Raw genomic sequence first — 18,734 nt, forward strand, 5'->3', positions numbered from 1 at the left:
GAAGCACAATGAGTTCAATGACATTACAAGCCGCCATGAATGCACTGCCACTGGTTGCTATTTTACGTGGGATCACCCCAGATGAAGTCATCCCAGTGGCCAGAGCATTGAAAGCTGAAGGGTTTAATATTATTGAGGTACCGCTCAATTCACCTCAACCCTTAGAAAGCATTAAGCGCTTAGTCGAGGTCTTTGGTGATGAGTTGATTATCGGCGCAGGCACTGTTTTAAGCTGCGCGCAGGTTGACCAAGTTCAGGCTGTGGGTGGTCGCATTATTATTTCACCCAATGTTAACGCCGATGTTATACGCCATGCAAAAGCCAAAGGTCTGTATTCAGTGCCTGGTTTTTACACGGTATCAGAAGCGTTTAGCGCCATTGAGGCGGGGGCCGATGGGATAAAGCTCTTCCCGGCTGATACGCTAGGGGCTGCAGGCCTTAAGGGCATGATGGCCGTGTTACCCAAAGACGTACCCGTGTTACCTGTAGGCGGTGTATCAAATGAAACCATGAGTGGCTTTGTTGACGTTGGCGCGGGTGGTTTTGGTTTGGGCTCAGGCTTATATAAAGCCGGCATGACTGTGGAGCAAGTCACTGAAAATGCTCAAGGGTATGTACGTGCATGTCGCGCGGCGCAGGCCAAAACGAAGGGCAATTAAGGGATAAACTTCAACGTCTCTTACATTTCATAATAAAAATATCAGGTGAGTCAACGCACCGCGCTTATAGCCACTGTGCAGCTGTGATCGTATACGCATCGACTGACCACTAACCAAGTTGGAATTTAACATGCGCAACAGTGAAGTCGACAGGAATGTCACTAAGTTCGCGATCATCGCTGCTTTTGGCGGCTTTGTATTCGGTTTAGATGCTGCCAATATTTCGGGTGCGCTGCGTTTTGTAAACTCGCAATTCGAACTCAGCAGCATGCAAACGGGCACCGTGGTTGGGGTGGCTATTTTAGGCGTTATTTTAGCGCTTTTGTTCACCGGGTCTTTTTGCGACAAATTTGGTCGTCGTAAGGTCTTGCTTGCCATTGCTCTTACGTATTCTTTGTCTACTTTGCTCTCTGCATTTGCCACGAGTTACACCATGCTGGTGGTGGGGCGCTTCATTGGCGGAGTGGCGTTTGCCTCGATTACCGTGTCGGCCATGTATATTGGTGAAATTGCACCAGCGGACAAACGGGGCAAGTTTGTCTCTATCAACCAGCTATTAATCACACTAGGTAGCTTGATGGCCTTCTTGGCTAACTATTGCCTTGTTTTATCTATGGACTCTATCGCGTGGATAGACAACGAAAACGTATGGCGCTTGATGCTCGGTTTTGAGCTAGTACCAAACATCATCTGGTTTCTGCTGCTATTAACTGTGCCTCGCTCGCCTCGGTGGTTGGTCGCTAAAGGTCACTTGGAAGAAGCGCGCGAAGCGTTTGCAAAAATAGCCCCTAAAGAGCAAATAGAAAGCTTAATTGTTGCCGTGCAAGATAGCCTGAACAAAGAGTCGAAAAACACACCGATTACTCAGTTGAAAACACTTTTCAGTAAGCGCTTTACACTCGTACTATGTGTGGCGTTTGGGTATGCCATTGTGCAAGGGGCAAGTGGTATGAACGCTGTGTTGTTCTATGCGCCTACGGTATTCGAGCAAATTGGTATGTCGGTAGAAGACACCTTTATGCAAACCGTTATTCTCGGTTTGGTAGCGGTTATTTTTACCTTAGTCGCCATTCGTTTTGTAGAAAAATGGGGGCGCCGGAATTTGACCCTCATCGGGTTGCTATTCATCAGTATTGCTCATACCTCTATCTGGTACGGATTTAAGTCCGCCCATTATGAGTTGAGCCAAGAGGCAATCGTAAAAATTCAGCAAAGCGACATTGACGTGACACTACTGCAACCGCTAGTAGGTAAAACCTACGCCACGGACGTTGATCTTAAGCGAGAGTTAACCGGCATTTATAGTAAAAAGGACTTACCCTTGGTCAGTGGTGCGATTATTAACTCGACCATTAGCATCAATGCATTCTTTGTTCTGTTTGGACTTTTTGCATTCTTAGCGGCATTTAATATGTCGATAGGGCCTGTTATGTGGGTGATATTTTCTGAAATCTTCCCGAACAACGTGCGCAGCGTGGCCTTACCTGTTGCAGCGTTCGTGCAGAGTATTTCAAGCTACGTAATACAGCAGTTTTTTCCTTGGCAGCTTGAGAATTTAGGTGCGGCGAATACCTTCTTAAACTACGGCATTATCGCGTTTATTGGCATGTTGGTTATGGCAAAAATACTGCCGGAAACTAAGGGCAAAAGCATTGAAGACATCGAACGTGATTTAGTAAAGGTGTGAGTGTGATGACAAATGAACAGTCTCAGTCCATAGGAGCGTATGGTTAACAATTGACTTCGCAATAATTTACCCAGGCTGATGGGTAATGTGCTTTGTATCATGATGTAAGCGTGATACATTTATGGCATCACTTAACATATTATGTTTAGACAATTATCATGAGCGAACTCGTATATTACGATCTTAAGCGCACGGCGACCATGACACCGAGTATGCCGGTTCAAGTGGCACGTGAATTAGGCAGACGCATTGTTGCTGGCACTTATGAGCCAGGCACACTTATCGATGAAGAAAACACCTTAGCGAATCGTTACCAGGTCAGCCGAGTGGTTATTCGCGATGCAGTTAAAATATTAGTCGGCAAGGGCTTACTCGATGTACGCCGAGGGATTGGTACCCGCGTTCGCGCTCGGGATCAATGGTCCATGCTGGATGATGATGTGCTTGCATGGCACTTATCTGCACCACCTAACCCTTCTTTCTTAAAGCAGTTGATGGAAATCCGCTTAGCGTTTGAGCCTAAAGCCTCTCGCTGGGCAGCTGAGCGTGCAACAGATGAAGACATAGCTGAAATCGAAGCCGCTTGTGTCGCTATGGAGCAAGAAGAAGGCACGGTGGAGAACTTCATTATCGCTGATGCTGAGTTTCACCGCGCGGTTTTGAGAGCCGCCCACAATGAGTTTTTAAAAGCGATGGAGGGCGTCATTTACTCTGCTTTGTTAGTTAGTATTCGCTTAACCAACAAAGATCCAAGAGCAAATAAAACCTCAGTGCCATTTCACCGTGAAGTGTGTAACGCCATTGCCAGCCGCAATGCGAACTTGGCAGAAGAGCTAACCGCAAACCTGCTTAAAGATGCAGATCACCGTTTGCTTGATAAAGTCGCTAAGTACAAATAGCCCGTAGCTAACATGACTCAGTAAGTAAGCGACAAATAATGAAACATCAGCTTAGGCTGGTGTTTTTGTTCATAAGAGGTTTATCGGCTGATTTTTACCCCAAAGATACACCACTATTTGATGCACCGAATCGGTCGTTACGGGGCAGCCTCTAAAGGCTTAAAAGAGCAAATAACAGCCGTTCTAGCTTGATGATTTTAAGCTTGGCATATGGGGATTTGAGGAGCACTTTTCCAGCGATTAAAATTCTCACCATGATGCACTTGTTAGCAATTAATTTGATTCAAATAGCCTCGACAGTGTTTTTAAAGCGTCATTCTCTTCTCTTTCCACAATTAGATTGTGGCCAGAAATACCTGCAAATGAATAGAACCTTTTTGCAACTGCATCTTTGGGCGGAGTATCTGATGTAGTGGTATATTCAAAATAGCTGACCTGATTTGGTTGAAGTGAAACATCAAATTCCATCAAGTTGTGGGTCAGGAATGCATCAGGCTTTAAAACCACTTTATAATTGCCTGGTTCAAGGTTGAGTCGAATAAACCCTTTACCGCTTAAACACCCACGCTCAATATCATTTAAAAGCACCTTTAAACATACCGTTACACCGTCATTACTATATGGCTTGTACAAATAAACCAGCGAAGCATTGTTTGCTATATATGTATGTTTAATGAATTTAGAACCTTTCGCAATTGGCCCGGCACATGCGGCTAAAATCAAACTTAAAACGATTACTAAAACGCTATTCATACTCGATGTTTACCTTTAATTTCTAACGCCTATTACCGAGCATGTCGTATATGTAACTTCTCGATTTGATTGTTGCTTTCGTCATTTTAAATTCCTAGCTTCTGATTTTATTCAGTATTTTTTACTATCGTGCGAGTAAAACCACTCTGAGTTGCAAAAGCAAAAGCAAAAGCAAAAGCAAAAGCAAAAGCAAAAGCAAAAGCAAAAGCAAAAGGAGACCTCAGTTTAACGAAACGTTCTGCTTCCTATTAAAACCTATGTGAAAATATTTTCCATAGTTAAATTAATAACTTGGCGTATTTTTGAAAAGCCAAACGAGGCTAGGGACTGTGATAACCTGCATCGGTAATAATCAATGGGCAACACCCAGATGGCAGGATACTCGCTAACTGACGTAATAGGGTGTTGTGACTGATAGGAGAGTTGTATTCAGCAAAGGAGAATACGCACTCATAAAGCGCAATAGAGCGATCTTGAACACTGACCGAAGAGCGTAACTCTAAATGCCTAAGTTGGTCCCGCACTCCAGACCAATCTACAAAGACAACAGGGATGGGGTTGGCACCGCAAAGCACACGAGCGTGCCAACGTTAGATATCGAGCCGTTCGTTATGTAGGTTGCTATTATCAAGCAGTCTGTGGATGCGTTTTTTATTGTGATTTAGGGCCACTGAGCCTGAAATATTTCGTCCCAATTCGGTCAACGATAGTTGTTGACCATCTAGCAGAAATAGGGGGGCAAACATCAAACAGGAAAGGTGTTTGGTATGTAGATTAGGGCAATGCTTTTTGAGCAAATCGTGTAAAATATAAATATCACCATGTACGTCTATATTATTGTTTCTGCTAAAAATTATGAGGGGATTCGTTAGGATGAGGCGTTATGTGTTTATCAATCTGGGAGTTCTATTTTGTTAATTGGTAAAGTTGCTGAAATTACAGGCGCTACTCGTAAAGCAATTCGTTATTATGAATCCATAGAATTAATACCCTCTCCAATAAGAAGTGGGACTTATCGTACTTATAGCGAACATGATGTAATGGTCATAAGCATGATTCGAAGAGCTCAATTCCTAGGGTTTAGTCTCAATGAATTGAAAGAGATTGTATCTAAAAAAATCACTGAAAAAAAACTTCCTATTCCACTTGTTTCTGCTCATATAGATGGAAAAGTAATCGAGTTAGAAAAAGAATCCGAAGCCTTACAATCTAAGATTAGAGAATTAAAAAAATTTAAAATCGATTTAATGACAAAGTTTTCTTGACCTTGCCCTTAGGGGCAAGGGTTATATTTTATTTCTAAATTTATTACAGAGATAATTATAATGAAAAACTTAACGTTCAAGAACAAAACGGTACTAATCACTGGAGCATCTTCTGGTATTGGTAAAGAGTTCGCCCATCAACTTGCCAGCCAGAATGCAAACTTAATCATTACAGCCAGAACAAACAGTGTTCTTGTTGAGGTAGCGAAAGAATTACAGTCTAAAAATTCGAGTATTTGGGTAAAAACAATAGATGTTGATCTTAGTGAACCTGGTGGTGCCCAATTGCTATTTTCAAAAATTGACGACATGGATTTACCAGTAAATTTTTTAATAAATAATGCCGGCTTTGGAAAGTTTTGTGAATTTTCAGACGAAACCTTTTCAAACTATCATAAAATGATGATGCTCAATATGCATGCCCTTGTCGAGCTTACTCACTTATTTCTCCCGCATATGAAAAAGCAAAACAGTGGTGGTATTATTAATGTTGGCTCTACAGGATCTTTTCAACCATTACCTTACCAAGCAGTCTATGGCGCCTGTAAGGCTTTCGTATTGAACTTTTCAGAAGCTTTATCAGGTGAATTGTTAGATACAAACATTCGAGTTATGGCCTTATGCCCTGGTGTAACCGAATCTAACTTTATGAAAAGAGCAAATGCAGATACATCAAAAATGAAGTTTTCATCAACAGGAAAAGTTGTAAACAATGCATTAAGTGCATATGGGAAAAACCGTGTATACGTAGTATCTGGATGCGTTAATTATTTAACATCATTAGTACCTCGTTTTGTTTCACGGAAAACAGCAGTAATAACTGTTGCCAACATGTTCAAAAATAGTGTCTTAAATAATATCGCCCAGCGAAAAAACGCATAACAAGAGACTATGGCGTTAATAGCTAATTTATATTCTTCAGTATAAACAGTATAAAGACACCGACAGTATAAAGAGGCTGTATATAGAAGGCTGTATATAGACACCCATAATAAAAATGGTAAATTTTCAGGGCTTAACTAGACTTGGTTGGTGTCTCATTTTTGTCAGGTCGATGGATTATGCCTCAACCTCGAAAAAGCCAAATCAGTTTAATCGATACCCCTTATTACCATTGCGTTTCCCGGTGTGTACGCCAGTCATTCTTGTGCGGAGTCGATACGCATTCTGGTCAGAGTTACGAGCATCGCCGAGGCTGGGTTGAAGCGCGCTTGTTGTTTTTATCTACGGTATTCGCCATAGACATCTGTGCCTATGCGGTCATGAATAATCACACGCATGTGGTGCTATGTGTGGATAAAACAATGGCTGATAATTGGGATAGCCATGAAGTGTTGAGGCGTTATCACAAGCTGCACAGAGGCACTTTGCTGACTCAGAAATTCATGAATGGCGATGCACTGAGCCAAAGCGAGCTAATCACCTTTGAAGAGACCGTTGAAACCTATCGGCAACGTTTGTACGACATAAGCTGGTTTATGCGTGACTTAAATGAGTATATTGCTCGTGAAGCCAATAAAGAGGATGGCTGCACCGGTCGTTTCTGGGAGGGGCGATTTAAATCACAAGCCCTGTTAGATGAAAGTGCGGTGCTAGCGTGTATGGCCTATGTGGACTTAAACCCCATTCGTGCAAAAATAGCAAAAACACCTGAAACGTCAAGGCACACCAGTATCAAAAAGCGCATTCATGCCGCTAAGAATCAACAATCACAACAGTGCATTTTAATGCCCTTCGTAGGAAATCCTCGTGAAGAAATGCCTCAAGGTATCGCATATTCACTCAAAGACTATTGTGAATTGGTAGACACGACAGGCCGATTCATTCGAGATGATAAGGCCGGTCATATCGATAATATCCACAGTCCTATTCTACAAAGATTAGGCTTAGATGCTGCTCAGTGGTTAACGTTAACAACGGAGTTCGAAAAACACTTCTGCTACGCAGCAGGTGCGGAGCAAATGATGAATGCATTTAAACGCCATACCCACCATCAACGGCTGCGAGGAATGACCAAAGCAAAAGAGTTATTAAGGCGCGGCTAAATCATTCGAACAGTACATATCATGCATATCTTGTAGCCTAATCCCTTGCGTAAAAATTGACCTTGCGGGCCGCTTACTTACTCAGCACTCAATATTCCAGGAAAATTCTCAATCACTAAACCCAAAAGTACTTTGACGCTCATTGAGGGGATTTTTTCGTTCTAAGCAGGGGCGTTTTTTGCACGACTCTAAAGATGGGTGTCTATATAATTCGGTGGCACGACTCTAAAGATGGGTGTCTATATAATTCCCCTTGAATTACCATGGGTGTCTATATAATTCGGTGCCATGCGAGTCTATATTATTGTTTCTGCTAAAAATTATGAGGGGATTCGTTAGAACGTCGCGTTAGGGCACTATTGAATTAAGGTGCTGTTTTTCTTTTAGATACAAATAAAGGGGAAAACCAAATGACACCCCAACACATAGAGTTCCAAGAACTGCTAACCAGTGGTATTTAACCTTATTTCTTTTACCGTCTACAACGATAAATGTTAATAGCACCAAAGCAGAAACCAAAACGTCAAGCCAAGCAAAAATGCTAATTGGATTGGCAATGGCCGCATTGAATAAAGCGATAAAGTCTAAACCGTTGGTTACCACCCAGGGGATAAATGCGCCAAAAGGAATGGCAATACCAAGTACCGTTAACAATAAGTACAATTTAGTCAAATGTTACCCCTAATTGAGTCAATACTAAGCCCTGACGCCCCTTAAGAACAAATTCTAGTGGGCTAAAATGTGTAAGGCACGAACAACAGCTAGCTATTGTTTGTCCGTTTGAACGCCTTGTTAGAAATTAAACTCTCAGTTTTTTCACTTAACCACAATAAATAAAACTATAACAGCCTGTAAGCAGTACAATTATTAAAGAAAAACACCACTCTCCACCGTTATACATTATCCCATGGACTAAGCCAAATAATAAAAATAATAACAAACCTGCAACATTGATTTGTGCACCAAGCATATCAAAACGAGTGGAAATAATTGCGAATGAGAAGGTATATAAAAGAAGACCTCTAAACATAAGTTCTTCTTCTACTCCTAGTGCTAATGCTTGATATAATATTTTCTCAATATCATAGTCTGGACCATCGCTAAAAAAAGAAAGGATTAGCTCGAAGAATATAAATAAAATAGAAGCGAAAAAAGCAGGCTTACAGGATCCAGTTTTTTGCTTTAGAGTAAACTCTGCATCAACAGCTTTAAAATAAAGATTAAAGCGAATCAATAAAACTATTGTCGATAGAAAATTTCAATCTATTTCCTCATCCAAAATCCAATTCAAACTAGGAGTTTTTTTATTGATATAAATGATTTCACCACCCGTTAAAAGGACAAAAAATAAATCAAATATAGCGCCAAAGAGAGAGCTGCCCACTTTATATCTATGGTGAATATTTTCATTTTAGGTAAAATTAAAATTAAAAGGAGAAAAAAAATAATTCCAAGATGGACAGAGACAGCTAAAGAAACGCTAACATTGACACCCACCTATAATAATTTACACCCACCTATAATAGTTTCTTACGCTAAGCTTTGCGCCCCAGCGAGTGAAGTGAGTGCCAACAGCGTACTGTTATACGCCGCTATCACGACGATGCCTTTTGATTGACCCCACGGACTTTTGACGCAACCCTCGCTAATGTGCTCATTCCTCTCTTCATTTTTGTGCCGACACGCTAAGCAAATCAGCACTTCAGTCTGTTACACATCTAGGCAAGTAGACAACAAAATAACACTTAGTCTATATAGTAAATTTCTCGAATAATTTAAACATCATATGTTTGCAATTATGATACAACCACGTTAATGTATTGTTGAACAGTCAGTATGCTATCCCGTATTGATAGCTGATGAACAATTTGAATGACGTGTGGCACCCAAGAATTAGGTTGAGTCAAACCTAACCTGCAAGGGCGCGAAAGCATCTGAATGAATAGGAAACGTATTGTGAATACAAAATATGCCCACAACAAAGCGATCAACGCCAATAGTAAAAGCCCGTTTGTAAAGTTTCGAAGCATTAATATTGGTGACTGCCAGTGGACAGAGGGATTCTGGGCTGACAAATTCAAGCAAGCCGAGACCATCATGGTGCCACATATGGGGGAATTGCTTAAAGGGGATGTTGGTCACGCTTACAACAATTTCAAAATTGCTGCGAAAATGCAGGACGGCGAAGCAAAAGGCATGTTGTGGCACGACGGTGACTTCTACAAGTGGATGGAAGCCTGCATTTATGTGTACGGAATCAATAAAGACACCGCATTATTAACGGAACTAGATGAGATCATCAGTGTGCTCGCAAGCGCCATGTGTAGCGATGGCTATTTGCATACCCATAATCAAATACTCGGCAAGCCTCGCTGGAAAGCGGTATGTGATCATGAGCTTTACAACAGTGGTCACCTTATTCTAGGGGGGGTTATTCACCACCGCGTTACCGGCCAAACCAATTGGCTCGATTTATCTATTAAGCATGCTGATTACCTTTATGGTGTATTTACCTCTAAAGACGAAGAACTCGCTCGTTTCGGATTTAACCCCTCGCAAATCATGGCCTTGGTTGAGCTTTACCGTGAAACGGGTGTGAACAAGTACCTTGAGTTAGCGGATATTTTTGTGACAATGCGCGGCTCTGTTCCGATGGAATTACATGACTCGGTGCCTTATTGGTTTACGGGCGATCAGTGCCAAATGAAAACCCCGTTAAGGGAAGAAACAGAAGCGGTTGGCCATGCTGTTACCGGCATGTACTTGTACTCTGGTGCGGCAGACGTATATGCAGAAACAGGTGAAACCGCCTTAATTGACTCGCTGCAAAGCATTTGGTCAAGTGCCAACGAGCGCAAAATGTATGTTACGGGTGCGTTAGGTCAATGCCATCACGGTGCGTATGACGATCAGAATATGATCCACGAAGGGTTTATTGATGATTACCTTATGCCTAATTCGACCGCCTACAACGAAACCTGCGCGAATATATCGAATGCTATGTTCAACTGGCGCATGCTTGGTATAACCGGTGATGCTAAGCATGCAGATAACGTTGAGTTAGTACTGCACAATAGTGCGATGGTGGGGATCAGTGCTGACGGTGAAAAGTACTTTTACGCCAATCCATTGCGTATGAACTTCGGCCAGCGTGACTATTCTGACCACTGTGATTGCACTGAATCTCCAGATAGAGAAGCTTATATCGAATGTTTCTGCTGTCCACCAAATTTGGTTAGGACCATAGCGCAAGTATCTGCATGGGCTTACAGCCTTACGGATAATGGCGTAGCGGTTAACTTATTCGGCAGCAATAATTTAAACACAAAACTGCTTGATGGCAGTGACTTGTCTTTAAGCCAAGTCACTAATTTCCCTTGGGATGGCGCAATCTGCATAGATGTAAAGGCGTGTAAGACCGAATCGTTTGACATCGCAGTGCGTATTCCAGGGTGGGCAAAAGACGCAACCGTTACCGTGAACGGCGAAACGATAAACGGCGTTAAGAACGGTGAATACCTGACGTTGTCTCGCCAATGGCGCGAAGGCGACAAAATTGCTATTGACCTACCCATGAACACCACATTTGTTGAAGGGCACCCCCGTATAGAAGAAATACGTAATCAAGTTGCGGTTAAACGTGGGCCACTTGTTTATTGTATTGAGACACCGGACTTGCCAGAGAATACCGGGATCTTGGATGCTTATATCGCTTCTGACGCACAGTTTGACGCTCAGTTCGACCAAAGCTTTTTGGGCGGCATGACGACTATTAAAACCCAATTGTTGGTGCGTCAAGACAATACACAAAATATGTATGATGAAGTACAAAAACCTACCTGGGGATCACATCAGGCGCAATTCATACCTTACTACGCGTGGAGTAACAGGGGCACAGCAGAGATGACCGTGTTCGTTCCAGTTGTGTGGAAATAGCCTCTAGAGATTTAACCCTTTTTCGGTGATGTGCACCGTTAGGCTAATCGAAGCGCCACTCACGTTTTGATTGGCCTTTTCTATATTTTGCTTATTCTCAGGCCCGTTTGGCAAGCAAATAAGGCCTGATTTTTCTTTGCACAGTGATTCTCACCTTTATTTAATATTTTAATTTGCACTTTAATTTGCACTTTAATTTGCACTTTAATTTGCTCTGAGCTGGGCTTGGGTCATTTGCCCAAAAGGCATCACGATTCGACGCTTAGCTAGCAACTACCGGAGACACATATGATGACGTTCAAGATTTCAGCCCAAGCCTTTTTACTGCTTGGCTCTTCATTGATAGTGATGGGATGTGAGTTGCCATCTCGCTCTTCTACTAACGAAGCTGCGAGTCAACTACTGGCGCAACAATCTAACCAAGCCCAGACTTTGTTCTCAGAAAACCAAGATGCACTGCCATCCCCTAAGCGAGCAAGTAGAAAGTGGGACGGCCCCATAGTCGGTGATTTAGACGGTGACGGCTGGCAAGATCTTTTGCTGACGGAACACGCCGATAAAATCCTTATTTTTTGGAATGAGAAGGGTAAGTTTAGCCAACCTGACACGTTACAAACTGGGGATATGCACGGCACGGGTATTGCTGATTTTGACAACGACGGCCTACTTGAGGTCATTATCGCTCAAGGCGGCGGCAATGGCAGTAACCCAAGAAAGCCTAAACATATTGAGATAACAAAAGCGCGCCAGCTAACTGAAAACAGAGTGTTAAACCACTTTGAAAAAGGGCGAGGGCGGGCGGTGAAAACGCTGGATGCAAATCAAGATGGCAGTGTCGACCTCTTCCTGACGGGCTTTGCGACCCCTGAACAAGCGAAAGCTGGTGCAAATCACCTGTATTCAAATGACGGCACCGGCGCATTTACCTTTGAGGGGAATTTACCCTACTCACAACGGTTAAGTTATAAAACCATAGTGACGAACATTAACGATGATGATGACCCCGATGTGATTATTTTCGGTGGTGGGAAAATGGTAGCTGCCCTCGGCGGGCCCGATTTTGAATTCATCGATGCGACTAAAGCCGTGCTAGGTGATGCTTACAAGACGACTGAAGTTAGTGCCATTGCTCAGCTTGATTACGACAACGATGGGGATCTTGATTTAGCGATTAGTCGCGCTAAGCACCAATTTAGTCATCAACTTTTTTATGATAAAGCGCAGCAACGCTATGCCTTCTTTTCCCGGTTTCAGCCACTGTATATTGAAGAGCTATCCATTAATGGCAACTTTCATCTCGTTAATTTGCAAATGGCTTATCCTGATTTTGATATTTACCTCGGCCAAAATAAAAGCAAGCTTAATATTGCCGGGCGAAAGGACATCAAAAGCTATGAATCGGATTTAAGTGGCAGTCGGGCGCTGAATATTGAACCCCAGCAAGCGCTTGGCTGGCCAAGCGATATTTGCCCTGAAGGCGTTAAGATGAAGTATTTATCACCAGAGTCTAAGCCTGGATTGTATATCGGCTATTTAGGTGACGATAAATGGCGTATCTGCAGCCAAACGCGCTCACCCACTGCTGGGGTTGTGTTAAATGTGACTGATGGACCAACGCCAACCACTATCGAGCGACTGCCGGTTAAATTATTAGAAAACCAAAATGGGCATTACGTTGAAGTGACTGCCGTTAAAGGCATTGATATCCAACAGCCCACGGCGAGCGTGGTGGCCGCTGATTTTGATAATGACGGATGGACGGACTTATTGTTTATGCGATACGGCAACATGGCGAAGCCTCACAAGCCAATTATGTATCTGAACGATAAAGGAAATGGCTTCGTTGAGCATAAGGATCACGGCATTGTTATTAACGACTTAGGGGCAACGGGAGCAGGCGCAGACGTTATCGATTTCGATAAAGACGGCGACCTTGATCTCGTTACCGCCAATGAACGCGGCACATGGCGGCTCTTTGAAAATCACACATCCGGTCAATCTAGCCATCATTTTCTCGGTGTTATGGTAGGTGGCTCTCCGTCAGGTAAGGCGACGCAATTGGCGGCTAAAGCGACGCTACAAGCCTGCGGTAGACAATGGCAGCAACAAGTAGGTGCCTCATCTTCTGCCTACGCAGACTCCTACAACAATCAGCTGTTGTTTGGTTTAGGAAACTGTACACACGTGGAGAGCGTCAAAGTGCAGTGGAGCGATGGTGAAACAAAAGTCTATATACCCAATATGATTGATGGGTATTTCGACACCACTGCAGCGCGGAGATAGCGTTGCATGTACTACTGTGCAAGCAAACTGCAGAGTACGAATAAGCACGACCCTTATCCCGATGCTTAGTGAGCCGTTACAGTCCCCCTATAACATCGGAGCGGATTTAAGGCGTGTAATGGTTTAATGTGCCAGAACATCATAAAGCCACTACCGCCTGAGTTTAGGAGTATTAAACCATTTTATGCTCAACATCCCTTATTTAATTTCTAAGCAAAAATGTTTACATGCTCAGGGGGATGTCAATTAGGGGAGATGTTGTCCACCCGTTACACCCATGATTTCAGCGGTGACATAACTAGATTCTTGTGAAGCTAAATACACATAAACAGGGGCTAACTCAGCTGGTTGTCCAGGCCTGCCAATGGGAACGTTCTCACCAAATGTCGGTAATTTTTTTGCTGGTTGTCCACCACTTTGCTGCAGCGGTGTCCAAATGGGACCTGGAGCAACGCCATTAACTCGAATGCCTTTATCAATCAGCATTTTTGCTACGCCCTTAGTGAAACTGGTGATTGCACCTTTAGTTGATGCATAATCCAGTAGACCAGCTGAAGGCTGATAACTCTGAATTGACGTACTGTTGATAATACTGGCGCCCGGCGGCATATGTTTTACCGCAGCTTTGGTTATCCAAAACATACCAAACACATTAGTCGCGTAAGTTTGACAGAATTGCTCAGTCGTTAAATCTTCTAAGTCGGCGACGAACTGTTGTTTCCCCGCGTTGTTTACCAATATATCGATTGAGCCGAGGCATTCAGCACTCTGAGTGACTAAGCTTTTGCAAAACTCTTCGTCAGATATGTCCCCAGGGATCCCGAAAGCGTTAATGCCACTTGCTTTTAAGACCTGTAACGTGTCTTTTGCATCTTCTTCTTCACTTGGCAGATAGTTAATAACGACATCAGCTCCCTCTCTTGCAAACGCAATGGCAACAGCTCTGCCAATGCCAGAGTCCCCTCCGGTTATTAATGCTTTTCGACCTTTCAACCTGTTACTTCCAAGATAAGTATCTTCACCATGATCCGCTTTAGGCTTTAATATTTCATCTAAGCCGGGGTCGGGTTGTTCGCTGTCTTTTTCAGTATCGCTCATGTGATACTGGCTTCTGGGATCCTGCATCGTAAATTGATTTTTTTTCATTTTCGAAAACTCCTTCACACAATGTATCTTTTATGAATGGATGGGATCTAATTGAACGTGATTAACGGCTTGATAATCGCTCTAGGTTATGGTCTTGCCATTTGTCTCTGCGGTGGCTGGGGATTGGTTTATGTAATGAGCGGGTAGTACGGTTGAGCTTGCGAAATGTGCCGTCTATGTGATTTTCAATGGCATCAATATCAACGTGCAAATTATATCTATCTTGGAATGTTTTCACTTTGTATCCCCTCTAACAGTTTAAGATCTACGACTATTCACTTGTTTGGTTTCTCACATGAAATTCAGCAATAGATGTGCCAAAGGCCTCGATTAGTAGTGAAAGGACTTTGCGATGAGTGATTTAGCTATTCATTAGTACTGTTGCTAAATATAGAGCATGAGGATGTGGAAGGGTTTTTGTCATTAATGCATCAGCATGAGGAAAAAATTACACGTCAATGCCGTATTTAAGCTAAAAATAATAGCTACTGATAAGGAAGATTGTCGGTTTATGGTATGCGTCATATACGTCAAGTGGCGCTTGTATCGGCGGCATTGAAAACATTATTGTTGGAATTGTAGAACTGCAGCGAAACAGGTGATGAGAGCCATGGGTGCTCCGCTGCATTGATTACCGTGAAATTAGTGGTGGGATTTACCTTTGAAAATGGACGTAATTAATAACCCGCCTAATACCGCTAGCCCAGTAGCCTTGATAGGGTTGGCTTTGACAAAGGTTTTTACCCCAGTTAGCGTACTCATCGCTTTGTGACGTTGGTTGGAAACCGCTTTGTATAACTTGCGCTTCTCCTCTTCACTTATGGCATCTGCAAACGTTTCCGAAATACTATTTTTATCGTATTGATTACTCATAAAGTCCTCCTAGATATTATTGAATTTGCCGTATCTACAACGCAATCTGTATGCCACTTAGATGTAATGGACGATTATGTATCGTTGTGGAATGCGTTTTGTATACCGCCTACTGTGATGACAAGAGCAATTCAGTGAACAGCACTAAGCTTGCTGTGGATTCGTTTTTACGTTGAGGGCGAAGATAAAGGTGAGCACATTATTGTGCGCGAAGCAGAACGCTTGAGGTGAATATAATGGCAATTATTGTTGAAGACTCGATACAAGAACCTAAAGGCAATCCTTTAGGAGAAATTAATGCTCAATTTCATCGACTTTATCAAGTTGAGAAAGCAAAAGCGGTTGCAAGCATTAATGATGGGGAGGTCATGCTAATTTGTCGTATTGATAGCAGGCTTATCGTTAAAGCGGGAAGTAAAGTAAAAGAATATGTCATAAACGATGAGCGCTATCAAAGCCTGAAAGCGATGAGTCATGGGACATTAGCGGTGTACTATCAACTGTGTCATTCAGTAGATGAGGCCACTCTTTGTCAGGTGAACAGGTGGGTGTCACAAATTCGCCAACAGGCTCCGCTGAGCCTAGGTAAAGAAGTCGCCGATGTAACCATGAAACTGCTAGAACGAATCGAACATTCAAATGTGCTACCTCACAGTGCAATGAGCCTGTATCAACAAGAGCTAGAGTCAATATATGCCAAATTGATGACCGAAGCCGTTAATGATGAGATAGATAACCTTGTGAGTAACCTTGAAAGGGTCTGCAGTGAGGACGATTACCCCAGCTCTAACATCTTTATGATCGTCTTCGGCGGACACCAACCTAGATATAAGGCATTAGCGCTACAGGTTTTCAAAAAGTGGTTTGCTGGCAATCAACGGCACATCTCAAACTGTGAGCATCACGTTCGTTATTGCGAAGCAGGTGAGTCATTAGACGACGCTGTCGACTTGGTCGCGACTGCAATTGTCGATAGAGAATTAGCAAGATCAACTATGGGTTACTCAGAAGCCCTTAATAGAGATGTGTTAAGTGCCGTAGCGGAAAAAGCCATAGAAGAGTATTGGCTTAACAACTCGTTGCGATAGTAAACAGGTAGTGCACTGATTGTTGGCTTCCACTTCCACTTCTACTTTCACTTCACCGTTCGAACACCTTGTAGTATGGCATCAGAGCAGCTGTCGCCATGGATGACAGAAATGTCGCCAGTGGTTTCCAGCACAACAGCACGAACTTGTGAGAGGTGCAAAACATTTGCTTCTCGAAGCTTCGCGATGAGATCATTTTCTGCAACACGAGTGGCTTTTAAGGCGGCATGCAAAATGACTCCGTCTTTCATGAGTAAAGCGGGCTGATTTTGCATCACAGACTCGAACGTTGATGATTTTTTACGAATAGTAGCGGTGGTAAATTGGACGATGAAGAGCATTGCCATAGAGAGAATTGTCTGCACGAAACTGGTCCAGTCGGTTGACTGGCTTGCTCCTGCCAGCAAAGAGCCAATGGCGACTGTCATAACAAAATCAAAGTTGGTCATCTTAGAAAACGACCTCAAACCATTTACTCGCACAAGTAAAACGACCCAGAACATAGCTATTCCCGTTAACACTATTGCTCGCAAGAAAAGGTCCGCTAGTGGATCGTTAACAAGCATGTCTATCTCCTTAATTACGCTGTGTATATGTCATGCAACATTGGCTATCAAGAAACGGGTTGTAAAATGCTAACTACTATCCTGTTCTTTATAACCTTGAAGGCGTTTTACGTAAAGTTGGTTGGTAATAACGATGAGTAAGACGGTCAGTGGGGCAGCTAGTAACACACCCGCCATACCCACCATACTGGCTAGTAACACTTGAACCAACAGAACCAAAGCGGGGGGTAAGCTTGCAATCTCAGCTTGAAGTATTGGTGTGAGAACGTAACTTTCTACAGTTTGTACTCCAACATACAAAATAGAAACGTAAAGCAATGTATCAATTCCAGTAAGAATACTTACTAAACCTGCGGGTATAAATGCCAACAGAGGCCCAAGGTTAGGAATGAAAGATAAAAGAGCAGCAATAATCCCCAGTATTAACGCTAAATCGATCCCCAATGCCCACAGGCCAACAGTTGTAAACAGGCCGACCATGACCATTGATGCTAATTTAGCGAGTAGCCAACCTGCTAAAGCAGTCTCGCAACGCTTTAAAAGATCTTGCGCTTTATTCTTATGCTGTAAAGGAACCAAACTAAGGCCGCCGTTAACATACCATTTGGGGTTTATAGATAAAAATATTGCCAAAATAATAGCGAATATGAAGTTTCCGAAGCCATTTATGGTTGATGATAATAAGCTAGAGACAGCATTCATTACTGTACTCATCTTTGGATCATAGTTGGTGATTTTGTCTAGATTATCGTTAAACTTTCCGATTGAGCTGAATTCTGTGAATTGGCCTCGAACGAACTCTAGCGCTTCTGGCATTCTATCGACCAATTCATTCGCTTGCGTTGATATCTTGGGGGCAGCGTAAGTCATTAAAAGGCCTAACAGCAATACAGGAGCGAGCATAGAAATTGGAAGCCATACTTTCGCCGTGATGTTCGTCTTTTTCGCGAGCCAACGAGCAGAGCCAGAAAACATTACGGCAATCAAGATCCCTCCGAAAGCAACAAGGAATATTTTGCTGTTTCCTATTATCAACCACGTAAAAAGCAATACGGCTACTGTTGTAACAGCCTGCACGAGTGCGCGCTTTGCGACCAACTTTACATTCATTTAATCTCCCAATGCATAAAATTTGTTGTTCTTGTTTTAGGTCACATTACGACGAGGTGACGCTTGAAAGTGATTTTATTAGCGCATTTAAGTTGCCAATATTAAGCCTATGCAGCAAAGAGCAAGCCACATTGATAAATGAATGACAGTCAGAACCAGCACGTGGTGGCTAATTGGTCCGCTCACTTCAATAGATAGCGCTAAAAATGCAGTTTGTTATAGCAGCTCGTTATAAATGCACGAAAAACTCAAAAGAACTTAAGTTCGGCGCCATAAGTTTGGTATTGAAGCCGCACTGCGCACGAGCGGAAGACCCCAGTAGCACTGTTACTTAATCAAAGCACATCAAAGGTGCGAGTCAGTTAGCTAAATTCCAAAAGGCAGATAGGCTGGGTCATCATACAAACGTTGACCGCGTTGTAAC

Annotated in this window: 17 protein-coding genes and 1 pseudogene; 9 read left to right on the forward strand and 9 right to left on the reverse strand. The window is 42.9% G+C overall.

Annotated elements, in window-relative coordinates; translation table 11 throughout:
- The first annotated feature begins 8 nt into the window (after positions 1–8).
- The 3 genes from PATL_RS04585 to PATL_RS04595 all read left to right on the forward strand — a co-directional run bounded on the left by PATL_RS04585 (position 9) and on the right by PATL_RS04595 (position 3,245).
- Positions 9–659 (forward strand): 2-dehydro-3-deoxy-6-phosphogalactonate aldolase, encoded by a 651-nt coding sequence (locus PATL_RS04585; RefSeq protein ID WP_011573785.1) that lies wholly within the window; start codon positions 9–11, stop codon positions 657–659.
- A gap of 130 nt (positions 660–789) precedes the next feature.
- Positions 790–2,346 (forward strand): MFS transporter, encoded by a 1,557-nt coding sequence (locus tag PATL_RS04590; RefSeq protein WP_011573786.1) that lies wholly within the window; start codon positions 790–792, stop codon positions 2,344–2,346.
- Between the two features lie 158 nt (positions 2,347–2,504).
- On the forward strand, positions 2,505–3,245 hold the full coding sequence (locus PATL_RS04595) for a FadR/GntR family transcriptional regulator (protein ID WP_011573787.1): 741 nt from the start codon (positions 2,505–2,507) through the stop codon (positions 3,243–3,245).
- Positions 3,246–3,518: 273 nt separating this feature from the next.
- Here the strand turns inward: PATL_RS04595 and PATL_RS04600 are convergent, their stop codons facing one another.
- Both PATL_RS04600 and PATL_RS22350 read right to left on the reverse strand, forming a co-directional pair.
- Positions 3,519–3,998: a DUF2846 domain-containing protein gene (locus PATL_RS04600; RefSeq protein ID WP_011573788.1), complete on the reverse strand. Its 480-nt coding sequence runs from the start codon at positions 3,996–3,998 to the stop codon at positions 3,519–3,521.
- 323 nt (positions 3,999–4,321) lie between these two features.
- Positions 4,322–4,831 (reverse strand): annotated as a pseudogene (locus PATL_RS22350) (IS4 family transposase); the annotation flags it as partial.
- Positions 4,832–4,909: 78 nt separating this feature from the next.
- Between PATL_RS22350 and PATL_RS04605 the strand changes: the two are divergent.
- The 3 genes from PATL_RS04605 to PATL_RS04615 all read left to right on the forward strand — a co-directional run bounded on the left by PATL_RS04605 (position 4,910) and on the right by PATL_RS04615 (position 7,308).
- Entirely contained in the window at positions 4,910–5,263 is a 354-nt protein-coding gene (locus tag PATL_RS04605; protein WP_011573791.1) for a MerR family transcriptional regulator, read from the forward strand.
- Positions 5,264–5,323: 60 nt separating this feature from the next.
- Entirely contained in the window at positions 5,324–6,145 is an 822-nt protein-coding gene (locus PATL_RS04610) for an SDR family NAD(P)-dependent oxidoreductase (RefSeq protein WP_011573792.1), read from the forward strand.
- Positions 6,146–6,324: 179 nt separating this feature from the next.
- Complete coding sequence (locus PATL_RS04615; RefSeq protein ID WP_011573793.1) at positions 6,325–7,308, forward strand: hypothetical protein; 984 nt, start codon at positions 6,325–6,327, stop codon at positions 7,306–7,308.
- Positions 7,309–7,656: 348 nt separating this feature from the next.
- On the opposite strand, the gene PATL_RS04620 is transcribed toward PATL_RS04615, so the two are convergent.
- Both PATL_RS04620 and PATL_RS22175 read right to left on the reverse strand, forming a co-directional pair.
- On the reverse strand, positions 7,657–7,980 hold the full coding sequence (locus PATL_RS04620; protein WP_011573794.1) for a DUF2834 domain-containing protein: 324 nt from the start codon (positions 7,978–7,980) through the stop codon (positions 7,657–7,659).
- A 148-nt stretch (positions 7,981–8,128) separates the two neighbouring features.
- Positions 8,129–8,542 (reverse strand): CPBP family glutamic-type intramembrane protease, encoded by a 414-nt coding sequence (locus PATL_RS22175; RefSeq protein ID WP_011573795.1) that lies wholly within the window; start codon positions 8,540–8,542, stop codon positions 8,129–8,131.
- Positions 8,543–9,264: 722 nt separating this feature from the next.
- On the opposite strand from PATL_RS22175, the gene PATL_RS04630 reads away from it, so the two are divergent.
- Entirely contained in the window at positions 9,265–11,244 is a 1,980-nt protein-coding gene (locus PATL_RS04630) for a glycoside hydrolase family 127 protein (protein WP_157043392.1), read from the forward strand.
- Between the two features lie 288 nt (positions 11,245–11,532).
- Complete coding sequence (locus PATL_RS04635) at positions 11,533–13,527, forward strand: CRTAC1 family protein (RefSeq protein ID WP_011573797.1); 1,995 nt, start codon at positions 11,533–11,535, stop codon at positions 13,525–13,527.
- Between the two features lie 246 nt (positions 13,528–13,773).
- Here PATL_RS04635 and PATL_RS04640 read toward each other — a convergent pair whose 3' ends face one another.
- The 3 genes from PATL_RS04640 to PATL_RS04645 form a co-directional block, all read right to left on the reverse strand.
- A complete protein-coding gene (locus tag PATL_RS04640) occupies positions 13,774–14,673 on the reverse strand; it encodes an SDR family oxidoreductase (RefSeq protein ID WP_011573798.1) in 900 nt (299 codons plus the stop codon).
- A gap of 61 nt (positions 14,674–14,734) precedes the next feature.
- A complete protein-coding gene (locus PATL_RS22770; RefSeq protein ID WP_198136257.1) occupies positions 14,735–14,911 on the reverse strand; it encodes a hypothetical protein in 177 nt (58 codons plus the stop codon).
- A 404-nt stretch (positions 14,912–15,315) separates the two neighbouring features.
- Entirely contained in the window at positions 15,316–15,546 is a 231-nt protein-coding gene (locus PATL_RS04645; protein WP_041713328.1) for a hypothetical protein, read from the reverse strand.
- A 236-nt stretch (positions 15,547–15,782) separates the two neighbouring features.
- On the opposite strand from PATL_RS04645, the gene PATL_RS04650 reads away from it, so the two are divergent.
- Positions 15,783–16,634, forward strand: coding sequence for a hypothetical protein (locus PATL_RS04650; protein WP_011573799.1), 852 nt, complete (start codon positions 15,783–15,785; stop codon positions 16,632–16,634).
- 47 nt (positions 16,635–16,681) lie between these two features.
- Here the strand turns inward: PATL_RS04650 and PATL_RS04655 are convergent, their stop codons facing one another.
- On the reverse strand, positions 16,682–17,200 hold the full coding sequence (locus PATL_RS04655; RefSeq protein WP_011573800.1) for a DUF421 domain-containing protein: 519 nt from the start codon (positions 17,198–17,200) through the stop codon (positions 16,682–16,684).
- A 69-nt stretch (positions 17,201–17,269) separates the two neighbouring features.
- A complete protein-coding gene (locus PATL_RS04660; protein WP_011573801.1) occupies positions 17,270–18,310 on the reverse strand; it encodes an AI-2E family transporter in 1,041 nt (346 codons plus the stop codon).
- Positions 18,311–18,734: the final 424 nt, after the last annotated feature.

Origin of the sequence: Paraglaciecola sp. T6c, assembly GCF_000014225.1 — a bacterium.
Taxonomy (GTDB): domain Bacteria; phylum Pseudomonadota; class Gammaproteobacteria; order Enterobacterales; family Alteromonadaceae; genus Paraglaciecola; species Paraglaciecola atlantica_A.

What these genes read in the sequence shown, in the direction of transcription:
- PATL_RS04590 (WP_011573786.1), top strand. Translation starts at nt 790, where the DNA reads ATGCGCAACAGTGAAGTCGACAGGAATGTCACTAAGTTCGCGATCATC.
- PATL_RS04595 (WP_011573787.1), top strand. Translation starts at nt 2,505, where the DNA reads ATGAGCGAACTCGTATATTACGATCTTAAGCGCACGGCGACCATGACA.
- PATL_RS04660 (WP_011573801.1), bottom strand. Translation starts at nt 18,310, where the DNA reads ATGAATGTAAAGTTGGTCGCAAAGCGCGCACTCGTGCAGGCTGTTACA.
- PATL_RS04585 (WP_011573785.1), top strand. Translation starts at nt 9, where the DNA reads ATGAGTTCAATGACATTACAAGCCGCCATGAATGCACTGCCACTGGTT.
- PATL_RS04640 (WP_011573798.1), bottom strand. Translation starts at nt 14,673, where the DNA reads ATGAAAAAAAATCAATTTACGATGCAGGATCCCAGAAGCCAGTATCAC.
- PATL_RS04635 (WP_011573797.1), top strand. Translation starts at nt 11,533, where the DNA reads ATGATGACGTTCAAGATTTCAGCCCAAGCCTTTTTACTGCTTGGCTCT.
- PATL_RS04610 (WP_011573792.1), top strand. Translation starts at nt 5,324, where the DNA reads ATGAAAAACTTAACGTTCAAGAACAAAACGGTACTAATCACTGGAGCA.
- PATL_RS04650 (WP_011573799.1), top strand. Translation starts at nt 15,783, where the DNA reads ATGGCAATTATTGTTGAAGACTCGATACAAGAACCTAAAGGCAATCCT.
- PATL_RS04615 (WP_011573793.1), top strand. Translation starts at nt 6,325, where the DNA reads ATGCCTCAACCTCGAAAAAGCCAAATCAGTTTAATCGATACCCCTTAT.
- PATL_RS04645 (WP_041713328.1), bottom strand. Translation starts at nt 15,546, where the DNA reads ATGAGTAATCAATACGATAAAAATAGTATTTCGGAAACGTTTGCAGAT.
- PATL_RS04655 (WP_011573800.1), bottom strand. Translation starts at nt 17,200, where the DNA reads ATGCTTGTTAACGATCCACTAGCGGACCTTTTCTTGCGAGCAATAGTG.
- PATL_RS04600 (WP_011573788.1), bottom strand. Translation starts at nt 3,998, where the DNA reads ATGAATAGCGTTTTAGTAATCGTTTTAAGTTTGATTTTAGCCGCATGT.